We start from the raw sequence: 17,894 nt of genomic DNA, 5'->3' as shown, positions 1-17,894 counted from the left end.
CACCCGTACCTCGCCCTCGCGCTGCACCACACGCTGCACACCGGCATCCGCCACGCGGTGGAGCAGTCGGTGCAGCAGGCGCTGCCGACCGCGATCGTGACCCTGCTCCAGCAGAGCCAGCAGGGTCAGGGCCAGCACGGCGGCCAGCAGCAGTGGGGCGGCGGGTACGGCCCGCAGTCGTTCGGCCAGCCGTACCCGCAGTACCAGCAGCCCGGCTACGGCATGGGCCCGATGGGTGGCCAGCCCTTCGGCATCGGCTGACACCCGGCGGCGCGCGATGCGGTGTGCCCAGGACCGGTTCCCGGGCACACCGCATCACCGTGGAAGCGCGAGCCGCCCCCGCACCGGATCAGGAGCACAAGGACGACACAGCCGTGGTGAAGGTGGACGCAATGGTCAAGGAAAGGCCCGGGAACAACCGCGAGAGCGGGTCCGGGGGCGCGGGGGCCGGAGGACCGGGACCCGCGGGCAAAGAAGCGGGGCCACGTGAGAAGGGCGCGCCGGCACCGATCGCGGTGCGGCCACGCCGGGAGCGGTACATGGTGACGCCGCTGCCGCAGCATCTGCTCCCACCCGGGGTTCCCGAACTCGGCATGGACGCGGTGTGCGACGCGTTGGAGCGGATGCCCGAGGTCACGGTGGTGCGCAGACTCAGGACGCCCGAGAAGCTCCGGTCGGCGGGAGTGCACCCCTCCTGCCCGGAGATCGCGGTCGTCGAGGTGGCAGAGGCCCAGGTGCCGGCGATGCGATCGCTGCCGGTGCACATCGAACCCGATCTGCCCCTGTCCGCAACCCTGCCCCTGTCCTCGGCGGGCCCCGTCACCGCGCAGACCCCGGGCATGCTGCCGCTGCGCGATCCGGGACTGGTCATGCCACTGGACCGACCGGTCGAGATCTCGCTGCGCGTCTGCGGTCCGGACGGCGAACCGCTGGCCGGTGCGGGGGTGTTCCTGATCGGGTCGGCCTGGCCGTGCCAGGGTGTCACCGGGGCCGACGGCATGGTCACCGTCTCACTGGCGACCGAGACCGAGCGGTCCGTCCAGTCCCTGTACGTGCGCCCCGCGAGCGGGTACGCGGACCGCTGGATCCCGCGCCCCGACCTTTCGGCGGCCCAGGAGAACCTGGTCACCCTCACCCCGTTGGCCGAGGTGTACCCGGAACTCGAGCAGCGGCAGCAGTACGGCTGGGGCCAGCAGGCCATGCGGCTCGACCGGCTGCCGCCCACGTTCCGTGCCTTCGGCATCAGGATCGCGCTCATCGGCTCGGGCGTCAGTGCCGAGCACCCCGATCTCAAGGAGCGGGTGCGTTCGGGTGCCGACTTCGTCCGCGGGACGGAGGACGGCTGGGCGAACGACGCGGTGGGCAGCGGCACGCACGCGGCGGGCGTCATCGCCGGAGCGGACACCGGCAAGGGAGTCATCGGCATCGCGGTCGACGCGGAGATCGAGGTGTGCCAGGTGCTGCCCGACGGGCGTTTCAGCGACCTGATCGCCGCCCTGGACCACTGCATCGAGCGGGAGGTCGACATCGCCCACATCGCGGTGACCGCCCCGTACGCCTCGGCGCTGGTCGCACGCAAGCTCGCCGACGCGACCGCGGCGGGCATCGCCTGCGTCGCCCCGGCCGGCGACAGCGGCGGGCCGACCGCGTTCCCGGGCTCACTGCCGACCGTGTTCGCCGTGGGCGCGCTGGGCGTCTACGGCTCCTACCCGCGGGACACCTCCCAAGCCACCCACTGCGGACCGCAGTTGACACCGGAAGGACTGTTCGCCGCCCCGTTCGGCTGTCACGGTCCCGGGGTCGACGCGGCCGCGCCCGGCGTGGCGGTCCTCTCGTGCGCGCCGCACGGCGGATACACGGCCCTCGACGGCACCGGCACGGCCTCCGCCCACATCGCCGGACTCGCGGCCCTCGTCCTCGCCCACCACGAGAACTTCCACGGCCAGTTGCTGCCCCGCGGGCCGGGCCGGGTGCAGCATCTGTTCGACATCATCTCGGCCAGCTGCCGGCCCCTGACCGCGCCGGGAACGGTGGACGCGGCACGCGTCGGACGCGGCCTGCCCGATGCCCTCGTCGCCCTCGGCCTGACCCCCGGAGTGCAGCCCGGTCCCTCCTCGTCCTCCTACGCCTCGTCCGTGGCCGGCTAGAACCGTGCGGACGGGCACACGACGGCACCCGCCCCGAACCGGGAGCGGGTGCCGTCGGCGGTGCTCGACCGCCTGGACCGCCCCTGCCGCCTCCCTCCGCGGGCTCGGTGGCAGGATCGGTGTATGGGCACCGAGACGGACTGGGTGTACCGGGTGGACGAACCGCACGGCTCGGAGGGCTGGCGGCCCTACAGCCGTGACCCCGGACGATGGCGCGGGACGATCACCACCGACGATCCCGCCGAGGACGCCGAGTACGCCGCCGCCCTCGTCGCCACGGCCCTGGTGGCCGAATGGAAGACGAACGCCGCGCCCGACGTCCAGCACGTACGCGTCCTCGTCTGGCGCGGCGAGGAGGGCCCCGACGCGGACGCGGTCTTCACGGTGGAGATACGGCCGGAGATCGGCCGCCGGTCGTGAAGAGTGACGCAGGTGCGGCACAGGGCGGCACGGGCGCCGCTCCGTGGCCGGTTCCGTCCGGGGAGCGACCCGGCCGGGGACGATCGGCCGGCGCCGACGGGTCGTCTCCGTGCCCGTCACCCGTGTCGTCTCCGTGCCCATCACCCGTAAGGACGTCACCGGACCGGAGCAGGCGAAGGAAGGTACCGCCCGCGTCGCGGGAACAGTGACGTTCAGGAGCCGTGCGGACCCGCTCTGCCGGGGTCGGCGGTCCCGGCCGCAGCCGGCGGCCGGTTCATCTCAGGGCATCCGCCTCTTCGAGCGGGTGCCCTGTCCGCCGTACGACCGGACAGGAGCGGGTGAAGTGAGCAAACAGGAGGTTCTCACCGGCCTCGACGCGGCGGGCACGTCGCGTACGGCCAAGTCGGTGATGAAGAAGCTGCCCGAGGTCACCGTGGCGTTCTGGGTCATGAAGATCGCCGCGACCACCCTGGGCGAGACGGCGGGCGACCTCTTCGCGCAGACCCTGAAGCTCGGCTACTTCCTCACCACGATCGCCCTCTTCCTGATCTTCGTGGTGACGTTGGTGGTCCAGCTGCGCTCGAGCCGCTACAACCCGTTCTTCTACTGGACCGTGATCCTGTCGACCAGCATGGCCGGCACCACGATGTCCGACTTCATGAACCGCGACGCCAGCGCGAAGTACCTTCAGGGCGGGGCCACGTCGCTCGGCTGGGGCCCGCAGGGCCTCGGCCTGGGCTACCCGGCCGGAGCGGCGATCCTGGTCTCGATCCTCCTGGCCGTCTTCCTCGCCTGGAGGCTGAGCGGGATGACGTTCCAGATCCGCGACATCGTCACCTTCAGGGGTGAGGCCCTGTTCTGGTCGGCGATCCTCGTCTCCAACACTCTCGGCACCTCCATGGGCGACTACCTGTCCGACAGCTCCGGCCTCGGCTACGCCGGCGGTGCCCTGCTCGTGGCCGGGGTGCTCGCCGTACTCGCGGTGCTGATGAAAGTGCCCGCGGTCCCGAACGTGCTGCTGTTCTGGATCGCCTTCGTCCTCACCCGTCCGCTGGGCGCCACCGCCGGCGACTTCCTCACCAAGCCGACCGCCCAGGGCGGCCTGGACCTCGGCACCACGGGGTCCTCCGCGCTGCTGCTCGCCGTTCTGCTCGGCCTGATGGCCTACGCCCAGGCGCAGGAACGCCGGACCACCGCCCTCACACCGTAGAAAGGCCGCGTCACGCGGACGGCGTGCCGGCGTGCGGTGCGGACGGCATGCCGACCGGCGGTGCGGTGCGGTCCGTGCTCACCCGGCGCGCCGGCCGACGCGGAGAACGCTCAGGTAGCGACGCGGCACCCGGTCGCCCATGCGCGTGCGGATGCGCTCGGCGACGGCGTCGAGCAGGGGCTCGCGGACGTCCCGGTCGAGGCCTCGGTACAGGGACGTCGAGCGGAGGAGATCGGCGAAGCCGTCCGCGTCGAGCCACTGGACGGCCGGGTACCAGCGCACGACGGTCGGTCCGAACAGGCCACCGGGGTCGTCGACCAGTCCCCAGCCCTCGTCGGTGCCGCGCACGTCGTCCTCCAGCGGCGGATGCCCCCAGCCCGGGTTCCCGGGACTGAACCGCTCGTGGAGGTCGGCGGTCTCGGCGTACACCTCCGGCTCTCCCGGCCGGCGGACGACGACATTGCCGAGCAGCGCCGTCCAGCCTCCGGGACGCAGCACGTCGTAGGCTCGCCGCCAGCCGATCGCCGGGTCGACCCAGTGCCATGAGGACGCGGCCACGAGCACGTCGAAGCGTCTGCCTCGGTCGTCCCACTCCTCGAACGTCGACGTCTCGATGCGGACGTTGCGGAAGCCGGCGGTTCTCCGGCGAGCCAGCGCGGCCATTCCCTCGCCCGGCTCGACGGCGGTCACCGGACATCCGAGCGCTGCCAGCGAACGCGTCGCCTGACCCGTACCGCAGCCGACCTCCAGGACCGCCGACGTCTCGTCCAGGCCGGTGACGTCGGCGAGGTCCGCGAACAGCTCGTCGGGGTATCCCGGCCGGACCCGGTCGTAGAGCTCCGGCACCTCGTCGAACAGCCGACCGAGGCCGGGTCGGTTCGGCGGCGTCTTCGGATCACCGGGCATGACCACACAAGCTATGCGGTGCGGCCACGGGGACGCCACTGGTCTGACGCGGACGCGTGGACGACCGGGCCGCTCCCGCGCGGCCCGTCCGCGTTCCCTTATCTCCGCGTGCCCGTGAAGTCAACCGTTGACCTGCGGGGTCACTGCTGCAATCTTGACGGGCAACAGCTCATAGCAAGCGCTTTCCGACCCCGCTGTACGGTCGGCACTTCCGCGTCAAGGGGGACGCAATGACGGATCCCACCCTGCCCAACGGCACCGGCACCGGCACCGCCGCGCCGGCCCGCCCGTCGGCCGGCACCGCCGGCCGGTCGGTCTTCTCCGGGCACCACACCCATCTGTGGGGCTTCCTGCTCTTCGGCTGGCTGGTCAGTTACGCCGACCGCACGGTGACCGGCCCGGTGATCTCCTGGATGATCGAGAACAAGGCCGGCTTCATCGGCGACACCTCGCATCCGGCCGCGCTGGGCGGCCTGATCGGGTCGATGTTCTTCACCGGCTACATGCTCACCCAGTACGCGGGCGGACGCCTCGGCGACCGCTACGGGCACCGGGAGATGCTGGTCGTCTCGCTGCTCTGGGCCGGGCTGATGACCCTGGCGTCGGGGCTGGCCGGCGGGCTGATCGGGTTCGTGGTGGCCCGGGTGCTCACCGGGCTGGGCGAGGGCGTCTTCTACTCCAACGACCGGGTGCTGATCATCACTCACACCCCGCCCGCACGTCGCACGCTGGGGCTCGGAGTGGTCCTGTCCGGTCTGTCGATCGGCCTGACCGTGGGCATCCTGGCCACGCCCCATCTCATCGACTGGGGCGCCGGCTCGTGGGACATGGGCGGCCGGGCGTGGAGCATGCCGCTGTACGTGTTCGGCGTCTGCTCCCTGCTCGTGGCGGCGGCGACCTGGGCCTTCTTCCGGGCCCGAGGCGACAGCCCGCTCCGGCTCGGGGCACCCGTGCGGCGGCTGATCGCCTACTCGATACCGGCCGCCGTCGCGATCATCGCCCTCTTCCTGGCCGCCGACGCGTTCGGCTGGTCCGAGTGGCTCACCGCGATCGGCTCGGGCGTGCTCTTCGCGGCGATGGTCACGATCGTGGTCCGCGGCATCGTGCGGGCCGGACATGCGGCGGCCCTGCTCAACCGCAATGTGTGGCTGGTCTACATCGGCTTCATAGCGGTCATGTGGAACCTGTGGTTCTTCTCGTTCTGGTCGGTGCAGATCGTCGCCGAGGCCGCCCACAGCAGCCTGACCTCCGCCGCCCTCACCGCCGCGTTCAACGCGGGCGCCGGCATCATCGGCTTCCCCGTGGGCGGCTGGATCGCCGACCGCCGCGTACGTGCCGGCAAGGGCCGCAAACCCCTCGCGGTGACCTGCGCCGTGGTCCACACCCTGCTGGCCGCCGCGTTCGGCGCGAGTCTGCTCGCGGACAAGCCGTCCCTGCTGCTGCTCGGCCTGTGCCTGTTCTGCTCGGGCCTCTTCTTCAACGCCCTGCAGCCCATCGTGCACAGCATGCTGGGCGACCTGGCCGCCGAGGAGCACCGCGGTTCCCTCTTCGGCCTGTTCAACCTCGTCGCCGAGATCGGAGCGGTGGCGAGCCCGGTGGTCAGCGGTGTCCTGCGGGACGCCACCGGCAGCTGGGCCCCCGGCGTCTTCACCGCGGCCGGTGTGATGGCCGTCTCGGTGGTGCTCTACTCCCTGGTCCGGGAACGGATACCGGCCGCCACCGGATGACCCTTCGGGGTGCCCGGCACCGCCCGGGCACCCATCCGCCGGCCGATGCCACCCGCGCCGCACGGACCCGTGACGGGTGCGGCCGTGATCGCGCCGGCTGGACACCCCCTAGGCAGGAAACCCGTACCGCCCCCGCAGGCGGACGAAATGCGCGGGGGTGAGGACGCGCTCGCGCTCCAGCCCCGTCGCCGTGCGCAGGAAGGACACGACCTGGTCGTGGCCGCCCGGCCCGACGGGCTGCACCAGTCGGCCGCCCGGGCGCAGTTGTCCGGCCAGCGGCACGGGTACCTCCGGGAACGCGGCGGACACGATGACCGCGTCGTACGGGGCGCGGTCCGGCACCCCGCCGCTGCCGTCCCCGACGCGCTGCTCGACGTTGCCGATCCCCTGCCGGGCGAGGTTGCGCCGTGCCTCCTCCGCGATGTCCGGCCACATCTCGATGGTCACGACATCCGCGGCCAACCGGGCGAGCAGCGCGGTCTGGAAGCCGAGGCCGGTACCGATCTCCAGCACGTGCTCGTCCCCGCTCAGGCCAAGGCCCTCGATCATCATGGCGGAGAGCGAGGGCTGTGTGGTCACCTGCGCGTGCCCGATCGGGAGGGGTACGTCGTCGTAGGCCTGCTCCTGGTGGCCGGTGGGGACGAAGGCCGCGCGGGGCGTCGCCCGTACGGCCTGGAGCAGACGCTCGTCGGTGACGCCGGCCTCTCGAACGGCCCGCACGAGTGCCTCGGACGGAGGGGCGGCTTCGGTCATGTCCGCTGTCTTCCGTGAGCCGGCCGGAGGGAGCCTGTGCCGTCGGACCCGGCGCCGAAGGCCTTCCGGCCCGGACGCTCCTCCTTCTGTCCCGGACATTGTCCAACGCCCCGCCGACCTGCTCAATCGGGTGTCCTGGGGCCCTGCCCGCGCCGAGGACGAGTCGGAGATCCCACCGCCGCCCCGGCCCGCCCGCACACGGGGACGCCGGCGGTCGCGCGGCCTCCTGTGACGTACGGCAGCCCGCGTGTCAAGCAGCGACCCGCCTCCGCCAGGGGTGAGGAGGCGTCAGGAGATCACCTCGAAGGACTAATTGTCAGTCAATCTGCCAAATTCTTCGGGGATTTGAGATCACGTCAGTTCCGGATCAGGCGGTGCGCGGGCGCCGGAATACCCCGATCAGCCCTGTCCCGTCGGCACTTCCGTTCTGCCCGAAATGACAGCGATGGAGGGCGTCATTACGTTCGATCACACCGGCCGCCAATGCCGGACTCTCTGAATTGGAGACAGGAGAAGCAGTGCCATGATCATGAACCGCTCCCACGCGATCACCGCGGGTCTCGCGGCCGCCGCGGCCCTGGCCGCGACCGGCATCACCTACGCCTCGGCCGCCTCCGCGCCCGAGGCCGCCCCCGCCGCGGTCCAGCAGGCCCCCGCCCAGGCTCCCATGGGCGGCGAAACCGGAAACAACAACAACAGCAAGGGCAACGAGGGCAACAACAACCACGAGAACCACGGCGGCAAGCGCCACGAGGACCGGGGCTGGATCCACATCAACGAGCGGTCCTTCTCGGCCCACACGCGGGGCTGCGCCGTCATCGTCAGCGGCCTGGGCTCCACGAGCCTGAACATCCGCAACGACAGCCGCAAGACCGTCGAGGTCTTCCGCGGCCTCACCTGCGACAACGGCGCGCCCATCGCCACCGTCGGCCCGCACAGCACCAGCTTCGGTGTGACGCCCAAGGACGTCAAGGGCGTGCACGTCAAGCACGGAGTGGTCGGCAGCTTCCGGGTCATCGACCGTCACGACGACGACTACGGCGGCGACCGTGGTGGCGACCACGGCGGCGACCGTGGTGGCGACCGCGGTGGCGACCGCGGTGGCAACAACGGCGGCGACCACGGTGGCGACAACGGCGGCGACCGTGGTGGCGACAACGGCGACGACTGATCCAGCCGCACCGCAGGAGACCGAGCAAGCAGAACCCGGCCCGCCGTAATCGGGCCGGGGCCCTGCAAGCAGACACACGACACAGAACCCCGGCGCGCCGTAATCGCGCCGGGGTTCTCGTCTTGGGCCCCGCCCGAGGGCCCCGCCGGGGGCCTCGCCCGGTGGCCTCGCCGGGGGCCTCGCCCGGGGGGGCCTCGCCCGGAGGACCGCGCCTTGGAGCGCCCCGCTCGGGCCGACAGCCGGCCCCGGCCGGAGGAGCCACGCGCCTGCCAGGCCATGCCAGGGGTTGTCCGGCCGATCACGGCGCGGCCCGCGGGGTCGGCATGCACTCCGCCACCGTCTCAAGGGCGTGGGGACCCCCAGCGGCGGCGTCGCCGCCCGCCGGCCGCCCCACCGAGGTCACGACGCACCTAAGCTGCCTGTATGCGCATGCGTCCCATCGTCGGTCCCGTACCCGACACCGGTGTTCGTCCCGCGGGCGGGATGGACGAGATCGCCGGGCAGCTCGCCGCCGGCGGGGTGGTCGTACTGAGCGGAGCCGGGATCTCCACCGAGTCCGGCATCCCCGACTACCGGGGCGTGACCGGGCGGCACCGACGGCACTCCCCCATGACCTACCAGGACTTCGTCTCGGACGAGGCGAACCGGCGCCGCTACTGGGCTCGCGGCTATGTCGGGCGCCGCGCCATCGCCGCCGCCCGGCCCAACGCCGGGCACCACGCCGTACAGGCGCTGCGCGCCTCCGGGCACGTAGGCGCCGTGATCACACAGAATGTCGACGGGCTGCACCAGGCCGCCGGGACGAGGGACGCCGTCGCACTGCACGGCAGCCTGGACCGTGTCGTCTGCCTCGACTGCGGGACGATCGGCCCTCGCGACGACCTCGACGCCCGACTGCTCGCCGCCAACGGGGAGTTCCTCTCCGCGCAGGGCGCCGCCGGACTGCCCGTCAACCCCGACGGCGACATCGAGCTGCCCGACGGGCTCGTCGACATGTTCCGCGTCGTGCCGTGCGAGCGATGCGGCGGCGTGCTCAAGCCGTATGTCGTGTTCTTCGGCGAGAACGTGCCCAGGCACCGCACGCAGCGCTGCCTCGACCTGGTCGACGCCGCGGACTCGCTTCTCGTCCTCGGTTCGTCGCTGGCCGTGCTGTCGGGGCTGCGGTTCGTGCGGCGCGCCGCGAAGGACGGCAAGCCCGTCGCCATCATCAACCTCGGCCCGACGCGAGGCGATGACATGGCGCACGCGCACGTGGCACTGCCGCTGGGCAAGGCGCTCACCGAGCTGACCGAACGCCTCGGGGTCCGCTGACGTCCGCATCCCGCGGCCCCCGCATCTTCCGACTCCCGGCTCCCGGCTCCCGGCTCCCGGGGGAAGGGGACGCATCGTTCCGGGCTTCGCGCGCGTCACCGTGCGCGGTTCCACTCGATCGTCAGTCCGCGCCCCTGCCGGCGCCCGGCCTCGGCGGCCGGCCGGCGGGTGGCCGGGTCCAGCGGGTTGTCGCCGACGGCGGCGCGTGACGCCTCGTCCGGTTCCACGAGCGCGACCTCGGCACCCCGCGCACGCAGTTCCTCCACCGCCTGCTCCAGCGGCTTGTCGCTGGGGAAAGGCTCGGCCGCTCCCATCGGCACGATCACCAGCACACGGGACGCGCCGACCGCGTAGTCGGCGTTGGCGATGGACCGGACGCCGCCGTCGACGTACCTGCGGCCCTGGATCGTCACGGGCGGCCAGACCCCGGGGACCGCGCAGCTCGCGGCGACGGCGTCCACCAGGCCGACCCCGGACTCCTTGTCGAACACGCGCGGCCGGCCGCTGTCCGCGTCCACCGCCACGATCTTCAGTTCCCGCGCGGGCCATGTGTGCGACGGCAGCCGCGACTCGATGACCGCCCGGCGTTCCGGCTCCGGAACGGTCGCGGCGCGGAGCGCGACCTCACCGACCCTGCGCCGCATCTCCTCGGCACCGACGGCGTCGCCGAGCGCCGCGCCGAGGTCCGCGGCGAAGCGCTCCAGATCCATCTCGGCCATGATCTCGGCTGCCTGAAGCGCGGGATCCACCTGCCGGGCGTACAGCTCCTCCAGAGTCAGCCCGCTGCCCAGCTGGGCCGCCACGGTCGAGCCGGCGGAGGTTCCCACGACGAGCTCGGCTCCGATGACGTCCTGCCCCGCGTCCATCAGCCCGGCGAGCAGCCCCGTGATCCATGCGATCCCCCCGACACCGCCGCCCCCGAGAACCAATGCCTCCGACATGACCGCCCCCTCGACCGCCGATGTTGTCGTGTGAACCCTAGTGCGTCGGTGGGGCGGGACCGGGGTCGAGCGGGGTGTGTTCAGGGGCTCAGGATCCGACCCTGACGGTTGTCACGGATCTTGACGCCACTGTCCCCGCCGACTTAGCGTTCCGGCACTCACCATGATTGAAACGATTCAATCACTTGACTCACCAGTAACAGCTTTGGGGCGGAACATCATGCACGAATCCCTTTCGCAAGGGCGCGGAACAAGACGCCGTACGGTGCTGGCGGCCGGTCTGGTCGCGGGGGCCACGGTCGCCCTCGGTCCGGCTCCGTCGCCGGCCGCGGCGGCGGACACCGCGGCTTCCGCCACGCCCCCGGCCACGGACGCGGCCCTCGACGCCGACTGGTTCGCCCGGCCGGCCCGCGCGGTCCGCCCCAAGTTCCGCTGGTGGTGGCCGGACGGCCTGGTCGACCCCGACGAAGTCGCCCGTGAGATCGACCAGATGGCCGACGCCGGCTTCGGGGGCGCCGAGATCGCCGCCGTGCACCACAGCGTCAGCGACGCCTCGGTCCTGGACACCGCCCGCCACGGCTGGGGCAGCAAGCCGTGGCGGGACGGCGTCGAGGCCGCCCTGCGGCGGGCCGCGCGCCGGGGGCTCACCATCGACCTGACCATCGGCCCGAGCTGGCCGGCCGCCGTCCCCGGCGTCACTCCGCAGGACGACGCCGCGGCCAAGGAACTCGCCTACGGCAAGGCCGCCTTGGCCGGCGGCGCCACCTACGACGGGCCGGTCCCGGCCCCGGTGCACGCGGCGGCCTCCGGCGTCACGGAGCAGCGACTCGTCGCCGTCCAGGCGGCACGGGTGAACACCGCCAACTCCACCCGCAAGGAGACCGGCCTCGACGCCGGCTCCGTCACCGACCTGACCGATCGCGTCAGCGGCGGCAGCCTCACCTGGACCGCGCCCGCCGACGGCGACTGGGTGGTGCTCTCCTACTGGCAGCGCGGTTCGGCCCAGCAGCCCGAGGGCGGCCCGCACTCCTCCCCCGCCGCCTACGTCGTCGACCACTTCAGCGCCGCCGGCACCGCCGCGATCACCCGCTACTGGGAGGACAACGTCCTCACCCGAGAGGTGGAGCAGCTGCTGAGGGCCGCCGGTGGCGCCTTCTTCGAGGACTCCATCGAGCTGGAGACCAAGGGCCTGCAATGGACGCCGGACCTGCCCAAGGCCTTCGAGGAGCACACCGGCCGGGCCCTCGCGCCGTACCTCCCGGCGATCGTGCTCGACAACAGCAACCAGGTCTTCGCCTTCGAGGCGGAACTGACCCGCCAGATTCAGCACGACTTCTGGGAGACCGTGTCGGTCCTCTTCAACCGCCACCACATCGCCGCCCTGCGCGACTGGGCGCACGGCCTGGGCATGTCGCTGCGGTCACAGCCGTACGGTCTGCAGACCGACTCCATCGCCTCCGCAGCCCTCCTCGACATCCCCGAGGGCGAGTCGCTCGGTTTCAAGAACCTGGATGACTACCGCTGTCTGGCCGGCGGCCGTGACATGGCCGGTCACCGGGTGCTGTCCTGCGAGGCGGGCGCGTACGCGGGCACGGCCTACAGCACCACCTGGGACCGGATCCTGCGCACCATGGGCGGGGCGTACGCGGCGGGCGTCAACCAGACGGTGCTGCACGGCTTCTCCTACGCCACCGTGCCCGGCGTGAGCTGGCCCGGCTTCGCCGCGTTCAGCCCGTACAACGGCGCCCCGGGCTACGGCGAGTCCTGGGGACCCCGGCAGCCCACATGGCGGCACGCCGAGGACGTCTCCGGCTACCTGGGGCGCGTCCACCGCGTCCTTCAGTCCGGCACCGCGCGGGCGGACGTGGCCGTGTTCCGGCAGACCGGGTACTCGGCCACCGGCATCGGCGCCTCCTGGTTGACCTCCACCGGCGTGCCACTGGGCTGGACCCACCAGTTCCTCAGCAGCCCGCTGCTCGACCTCCCGGGCGCCACCGTCCGCGGTGGCCGGCTCGCTCCGGAGGGTCCCGCGTACAAGGCGCTGTTCCTGGAGAGCGACTTCTTCTACGGCTCCACCCCGACGCTCGCCCTCGCGGACGCCCGCAAGCTGCTGCAGTTCGCGAAGGCGGGGCTGGCGACCGTCGTGTACGGCGCGTTCGACGCGGCGCTGACTCCGGGGGTGCCGGCGGCCGGTGAGACCGCGGCACTCCAGGGCGTCCTCGACGAGCTCCTCGCGCTGCCCAACGTACGGCGCGTGACCGACAAGACCCTGGTGGGCGATGCCCTCGCCGCGCTCGGGGTGACGCCCGACGTCGTGCACGGCACCTCCTCCACGCTGCTCAACGCCCACCGCGTCACCGCGGACGCCGACTTCTACTACCTGTGCAACGGCAAGCACGCCGAGAACGTCAAGCCGCCCGTCGCCCGGATCGACCACGAGGTGACGCTGCGCCGCACGCACGGCGGTACGACGGTGCCCTACGTGCTCGACGCGTGGAGCGGCAAGGCCGTACGCCTCGGGCAGTACGGCGACGACGGCGACTCGGTCACCCTGCGGGTGACCCTGGAACCCGGGGAGACCCTGATCGTCGCCCTGGCCAAGCCCGGATCGTTCGGGGACCGGCACGGCAACCGGCCGCACGCCGTGACCACCGACGCCGACCGGGCCCTGTTCACCGACGACGGCGGCCTGGTCGTCCGCGCCGCTGCCGCCGGCACGTTCACCACACGCCTGTCCCAGGGCCGTACGGTCGTCTCGAAGATCGCGGCGGTGCCCGACCCGGTCACCCCGGCCAACTGGACCCTGGAGGTGGAGGACTGGCAGCCCGGCGACCGGGCGACCACCACCCGCACCGTCACGCACACGCTGTCCCTCGACGCGCTCCTTCCCTGGTCGCAGATCACGGAGCTGGCCGACGTGGGCGGCATCGGCCGCTACCGCACGACCGTGACCCTGCCGGACACGTGGCAGGGCGACACCGGCGCGATGCTGGAGCTCGGCCAGGTCAGCGACACCTGCCGGGTCAGCGTCAACGGCACCCGGACGGACCCGGTCGACCGCGTCCATCCCGTCCTCGACATCGGCCCGTGGCTGCGCCGCGGCACCAACACCATCGAGGTCGAGGTGGCCGTCCCACTGATCAACCGGCTCCGCGTCTCCAACCCGGCCGTGTTCGGCACGACGACACGACAGGCCTACGGCCTCGTCGGCCCGGTCCGCCTGGTGCCGTACGGCCAGGCGACGGTGGCGTGAGACCCCTGCCGTCGCGAGCGGGCGGCTGACCACCGAGTCCGACGGCCACGAACGCCGACACACGCCGGCGCTCGTGGCCTGGGCGGTTCAGCCGATTCTCATCATCGGGCTCCACACTCCTCCTCATGTACCCCCTTGCCCCTGTGAGTGAGGGGCGGTCGAGGAACATCCGGGGGACTCCTGGCATGAGGAACGCGTACCGGCGTCTGAGCCTGCGGCTGAGGCTCGGGCTGTCCGCCGCCGTGGCGGTGACCGTGGCCGTCAGTGCTGTCGCGATAGCGTCATGGCTGGTCACCAAGCAGCAGCTGACCCATCAATTGGACTCGAATCTGCGGAACGTCCAGGCGTCGCCCGGATATGTGCAGGAACTGCTGAGTCTGTGCGGCGCCGAACTGCACGGGCCGGAACAGCGAAATGAGACACCGACCCCCTATGTGGTGCAGGTCATCACGTCCGACGGAACGGCGTGCGTCGCGCCGGGCAACAAGAAACTGAAGATCCGTGCCACCGACATCGCGGTCGCACGGGGACTCCTCGGTTCGGCGATACACGACACGGTGTCCGCGAGCGGGCAGAGAATGCGGGTCTCGACGACCCGGCCCACCATGCCCGCGAGGCTTTCCGGAGCATACGCCGTGTCCATCGCCCAGCCTCTCGGCGTGGTCGACAAACCCCTGAACAATCTCGCCCTGTCCCTGCTGGGTTTCGCGGGGGTCGGCGTCATCGGCGCGGCCACCGCGGGTGCCGCGGTCAGCCGGGGCGGCCTGAAGCCGGTCGAGCATCTGACCCGTGTCGCGGAGCTCATCGCCCACACTCAGGACCTGACGGTTCGGATACCCGTCGACGGCGGTGATGAGATCGCCCGGCTGTCCAGGAGCTTCAACGACATGACGGAAGCCCTCGCGGCCTCCCGGGAGAGCCAGCAGCAGCTCATCGCCGACGCGGGACACGAATTGCGCACCCCGCTGACCTCGCTCCGGGCGAACATCCAGCTGCTCGCGAAAAGCTTCAGATCGGGCCGGGAACTTCCTCAAGGGGCATTGAACGACCTGCTCGACTCCGTGGAATCGCAGATCGGGGAACTCGCCGTCCTCATCGCCGACCTCCAGGAGCTGTCCCGGTCCGACGCTCAGCAGGGCAAGGCGCCCTACGCCGTCGTTCCGCTGCACGAGGTGGCCCGGCGGGCCTTGGAGCGGGTCAGACCCCGGGGGAACGAGGTCCGGTTCACCAGTGACCTCGAAGAGTGGTACGTCATCGCCGATGCCGCCGCCCTTGAGCGCGCCATCGTGAACCTGCTCGACAACGCGGTGAAGTTCTCACCCCCCGAAGCGGTCGTGAGCCTCCGGCTCGGCAACGGCCGGCTCACGGTACGCGACCAAGGGCCGGGGATCGCCGCCGATGAGCTGCCGCACGTGTTCGACCGCTTCTGGCGCTCGCCCGCGTCCCGGAGTCTGCCGGGAAGCGGGCTGGGGCTGGCCATCGTGGCGAAAGCGGTCCAGGAGGCCGGTGGCACGGTGACCCTGCGGCCCGCCGAGACCCGGGGCACCGAGGCGGTCGTACAGATCCCGGGCGCCCGCACCCCGCCCCCGGAGTCGACGGACACGAGGGGCCCTCGAGGTGGTCAGCTTTAGTGCGCGATGTCGTCGAGTGGCACCGAAGCTCCGGGGCCGGGACAGGACCCACGCTCGGCGGCGGGCGGGCTCGAACAGCACCGGTTCGGGGTCTCCCGGCGCGCTGACGGTGAGTCCCCAACGGCCCTCCACGGTGCCGGTGCGGCTCGCCGGGGAGCGCAGCTGCCAGTGCCAGGGGCCGAGCCCCGAGAGGACGGCGCAGGCCGTGGCCGCCGTGGCGTACAGCCAGCCGGCGCAGGACGGCGCGTCACGGTCAAAAAAATTTCGGGCGGCGATGTCGAGAATCCGTGGCCGGCTCCGTCCCCGGGGTGAACGCGACCACAATGGGTCGCACCAGGACCGAGGAGTACCCCCATGGCCAAGTACCTGCTGCTCAAGCACTACCGCGGCGCCCCGGCGGCCGTGAACGACGTGCCGATGGACCAGTGGACGCCGGAGGAGATCTCGGCGCACATCCAGTACATGAACGACTTCGCGGCACGGCTGGAGAAGACCGGGGAGTTCGTCGACGGCCAGGCGCTCGCCCCCGAGGGAGCATGGGTCCGCTACGACGGTGAGGGGCGCCCGCCGGTCACCGACGGGCCGTTCGCCGAGACCAAGGACCTCATCGCCGGCTGGATGGTCATCGACGTCGACAGCCACGAGCGCGCCGTCGAGCTGGCCGGGGAGCTGTCGGCCGCCCCCGGGGCGGGCGGCAAGCCGATCCACGAGTGGCTGGAGCTGCGCCCGTTCCTGACCGCGACGCCCGGCATCGCCGAGTGCCATTGATGAACGAGGCCCTGCTGAGGAGCCTCACGCCGAGCGTGCTCACCGTCCTCGTCCGCCGCGGAGCCGACTTCGCGGCGGCCGAGGACGCCGTGCAGGACGCGCTCGTCGAGGCACTGCGCGTCTGGCCGGACGACCCGCCGCGGGACGCGAAGGGCTGGCTGGTCACCGCGGCCTGGCGCAAGTTCCTCGACGCGCACCGCTCGGACGCCGCCCGCCGCCGGCGTGAGGACCTCGTGGAAGAGGAGCCGGCGCCCGGGCCCGCGCCCGCGGTGGACGACACACTTCAGCTCTACTTCCTGTGCGCCCACCCGTCGCTGACCCCGTCGTCGGCGGTCGCGCTCACCCTGCGCGCCGTCGGCGGGCTCACCACCCGCCAGATCGCCCGGGCCTACCTGGTGCCCGAGGCGACCATGGCGCAGCGGATCAGCCGGGCCAAGCGCACCGTCTCCGGAGTGCGCTTCGACCGGCCCGGAGACGTCGCCACCGTGCTGCGCGTCCTGTACCTCGTCTTCAACGAGGGCTACTCCGGCGACGTCGACCTCGCCGCCGAGGCCATCCGGCTCACCCGGCAGCTGGCCGCCGCGATCGACCACCCCGAGGTGGCGGGGCTGCTCGCCCTCATGCTGCTCCACCACGCCCGGCGCGCCGCCCGGACCGCGCCGGACGGCAGCCTGGTGCCGCTCGCCGAGCAGGACCGAAGCCGCTGGGACACGAAGTCGATCGCCGAGGGCGTCGAGATCCTCCAGGCGGCCCTCGCCCGCGACCGGCTGGGCGAGTTCCAGGCCCAGGCGGCCATCGCGGCTCTCCACGCGGACGCGCCCACCGCCGAGGAAACCGACTGGGTGCAGATCGTCGAGTGGTACGACGAGCTGGTCCGCCTGACCGACAGCCCGGTCGTCCGGCTCAACCGTGCGGTCGCCGTCGGCGAGGCCGACGGGCCGCGCGCCGGGCTGGCGGCGCTCGCCGCGCTGGACGCCTCACTGCCCCGCCATGCCGCGGTGGCGGCCTACCTCCACGAGCGCGACGGAGACCTGGCGACGGCGGCACGGCTGTACGCCGAGGCCGCCCACAAGGCGCCCAACCTGGCCGAGCGCGACCACCTGACGCGCCAGGCCGCCCGGCTCAACGCCCGCCGGTGCCGCTGACGGGCTGCCCCTGGATGTCCAGCACTTTCCGGGGAGCACGGCGGCCACCGGGCGGGTGCCGGGCGCGGCTCCTCGGCCGCTGCCGACACCCGATATCGAGATATCGTGGTGTGTCGGAGTGCAGGGCGAGAGGGGTGGCGCGTGGCCGCGACGACGGAGACGACGGAGACGACGGAATCGGGTGCGGGTGATCTGATCGAGGTCTTCAAGGCCCTCGGCAACCCCGCCCGTTTGCAGATCATGCAGTGGCTGAAGGATCCCGACGCGCACTTCGGCGAGTACGAGCCGATCGCGGACCGCCGGTCGGTCGGCGTGTGTGTCACGCACATCCAGGCGAAGTCGGGGCTCGCGCAGTCGACCGTCTCCAGTTACATGAGCACGCTCGAGCGGGCGGGGCTCGTCCGCCCCACCCGGGTGGGCAAGTGGACCCACTACCGGCGCGACGAGGAGAGGCTGGCGCAGGTGGCACGGGCGTTCGGCGACACCATCTGATTGACACATCGCAATATGT

General features: G+C 72.1%; 14 protein-coding genes and 1 pseudogene. 12 read left to right on the top strand and 3 right to left on the bottom strand.

Annotated elements, in window-relative coordinates:
- The 4 genes and pseudogenes from ABZ484_RS29835 to ABZ484_RS29820 form a co-directional block, all read left to right on the top strand.
- Positions 1-261, top strand: a pseudogene (locus tag ABZ484_RS29835) (hypothetical protein); the annotation flags it as partial.
- Between the two features lie 278 nt (positions 262-539).
- A complete protein-coding gene (locus tag ABZ484_RS29830; protein WP_358869030.1) occupies positions 540-2,147 on the top strand; it encodes a S8 family serine peptidase in 1,608 nt (535 codons plus the stop codon).
- A 123-nt stretch (positions 2,148-2,270) separates the two neighbouring features.
- A complete protein-coding gene (locus tag ABZ484_RS29825; RefSeq protein ID WP_358869029.1) occupies positions 2,271-2,567 on the top strand; it encodes a hypothetical protein in 297 nt (98 codons plus the stop codon).
- A gap of 343 nt (positions 2,568-2,910) precedes the next feature.
- Positions 2,911-3,777, top strand: coding sequence for a hypothetical protein (locus ABZ484_RS29820; protein ID WP_358869028.1), 867 nt, complete (start codon positions 2,911-2,913; stop codon positions 3,775-3,777).
- Positions 3,778-3,855: 78 nt separating this feature from the next.
- Here the strand turns inward: ABZ484_RS29820 and ABZ484_RS29815 are convergent, their stop codons facing one another.
- Positions 3,856-4,683, bottom strand: coding sequence for a class I SAM-dependent methyltransferase (locus ABZ484_RS29815; protein WP_358869027.1), 828 nt, complete (start codon positions 4,681-4,683; stop codon positions 3,856-3,858).
- Between the two features lie 230 nt (positions 4,684-4,913).
- On the opposite strand from ABZ484_RS29815, the gene ABZ484_RS29810 reads away from it, so the two are divergent.
- Positions 4,914-6,410 (top strand): MFS transporter, encoded by a 1,497-nt coding sequence (locus ABZ484_RS29810; RefSeq protein WP_358869026.1) that lies wholly within the window; start codon positions 4,914-4,916, stop codon positions 6,408-6,410.
- Between the two features lie 108 nt (positions 6,411-6,518).
- Here the strand turns inward: ABZ484_RS29810 and ABZ484_RS29805 are convergent, their stop codons facing one another.
- Positions 6,519-7,163, bottom strand: coding sequence for a protein-L-isoaspartate(D-aspartate) O-methyltransferase (locus ABZ484_RS29805; RefSeq protein WP_358869025.1), 645 nt, complete (start codon positions 7,161-7,163; stop codon positions 6,519-6,521).
- A 523-nt stretch (positions 7,164-7,686) separates the two neighbouring features.
- On the opposite strand from ABZ484_RS29805, the gene ABZ484_RS29800 reads away from it, so the two are divergent.
- Positions 7,687-8,334 (top strand): hypothetical protein, encoded by a 648-nt coding sequence (locus ABZ484_RS29800; protein WP_358869024.1) that lies wholly within the window; start codon positions 7,687-7,689, stop codon positions 8,332-8,334.
- A gap of 423 nt (positions 8,335-8,757) precedes the next feature.
- Positions 8,758-9,645 (top strand): NAD-dependent protein deacetylase, encoded by an 888-nt coding sequence (locus ABZ484_RS29795; RefSeq protein ID WP_358869023.1) that lies wholly within the window; start codon positions 8,758-8,760, stop codon positions 9,643-9,645.
- Between the two features lie 95 nt (positions 9,646-9,740).
- On the opposite strand, the gene ABZ484_RS29790 is transcribed toward ABZ484_RS29795, so the two are convergent.
- Positions 9,741-10,586 (bottom strand): patatin-like phospholipase family protein, encoded by an 846-nt coding sequence (locus ABZ484_RS29790; protein ID WP_358869022.1) that lies wholly within the window; start codon positions 10,584-10,586, stop codon positions 9,741-9,743.
- Positions 10,587-10,806: 220 nt separating this feature from the next.
- Here ABZ484_RS29790 and ABZ484_RS29785 point away from each other — a divergent pair, with 220 nt between their 5' ends.
- The 5 genes from ABZ484_RS29785 to ABZ484_RS29765 all read left to right on the top strand — a co-directional run bounded on the left by ABZ484_RS29785 (position 10,807) and on the right by ABZ484_RS29765 (position 17,875).
- Positions 10,807-13,839, top strand: coding sequence for a glycosyl hydrolase (locus tag ABZ484_RS29785; protein ID WP_358869021.1), 3,033 nt, complete (start codon positions 10,807-10,809; stop codon positions 13,837-13,839).
- 185 nt (positions 13,840-14,024) lie between these two features.
- Positions 14,025-15,470: a HAMP domain-containing sensor histidine kinase gene (locus tag ABZ484_RS29780; protein ID WP_358869020.1), complete on the top strand. Its 1,446-nt coding sequence runs from the start codon at positions 14,025-14,027 to the stop codon at positions 15,468-15,470.
- 354 nt (positions 15,471-15,824) lie between these two features.
- Positions 15,825-16,238 carry a YciI family protein gene (locus ABZ484_RS29775; protein WP_030176125.1) on the top strand — a complete coding sequence of 138 codons (414 nt, stop codon included), beginning with the start codon at positions 15,825-15,827 and terminating at the stop codon, positions 16,236-16,238.
- Positions 16,238-17,383 carry a DUF6596 domain-containing protein gene (locus ABZ484_RS29770; protein ID WP_358869019.1) on the top strand — a complete coding sequence of 382 codons (1,146 nt, stop codon included), beginning with the start codon at positions 16,238-16,240 and terminating at the stop codon, positions 17,381-17,383. The genes ABZ484_RS29775 and ABZ484_RS29770 overlap by 1 nt, the downstream gene beginning before the upstream one ends.
- Before the next feature lie 141 nt (positions 17,384-17,524).
- On the top strand, positions 17,525-17,875 hold the full coding sequence (locus ABZ484_RS29765; RefSeq protein WP_358869018.1) for a metalloregulator ArsR/SmtB family transcription factor: 351 nt from the start codon (positions 17,525-17,527) through the stop codon (positions 17,873-17,875).
- Positions 17,876-17,894: the final 19 nt, after the last annotated feature.

Source organism: Streptomyces sp. NPDC006393 (genome assembly GCF_040628575.1).
GTDB lineage: Bacteria > Actinomycetota > Actinomycetes > Streptomycetales > Streptomycetaceae > Streptomyces.
Note: the sequence above shows the minus strand (reverse complement) of the source record. Positions and strands in the feature narration are given on the sequence as shown.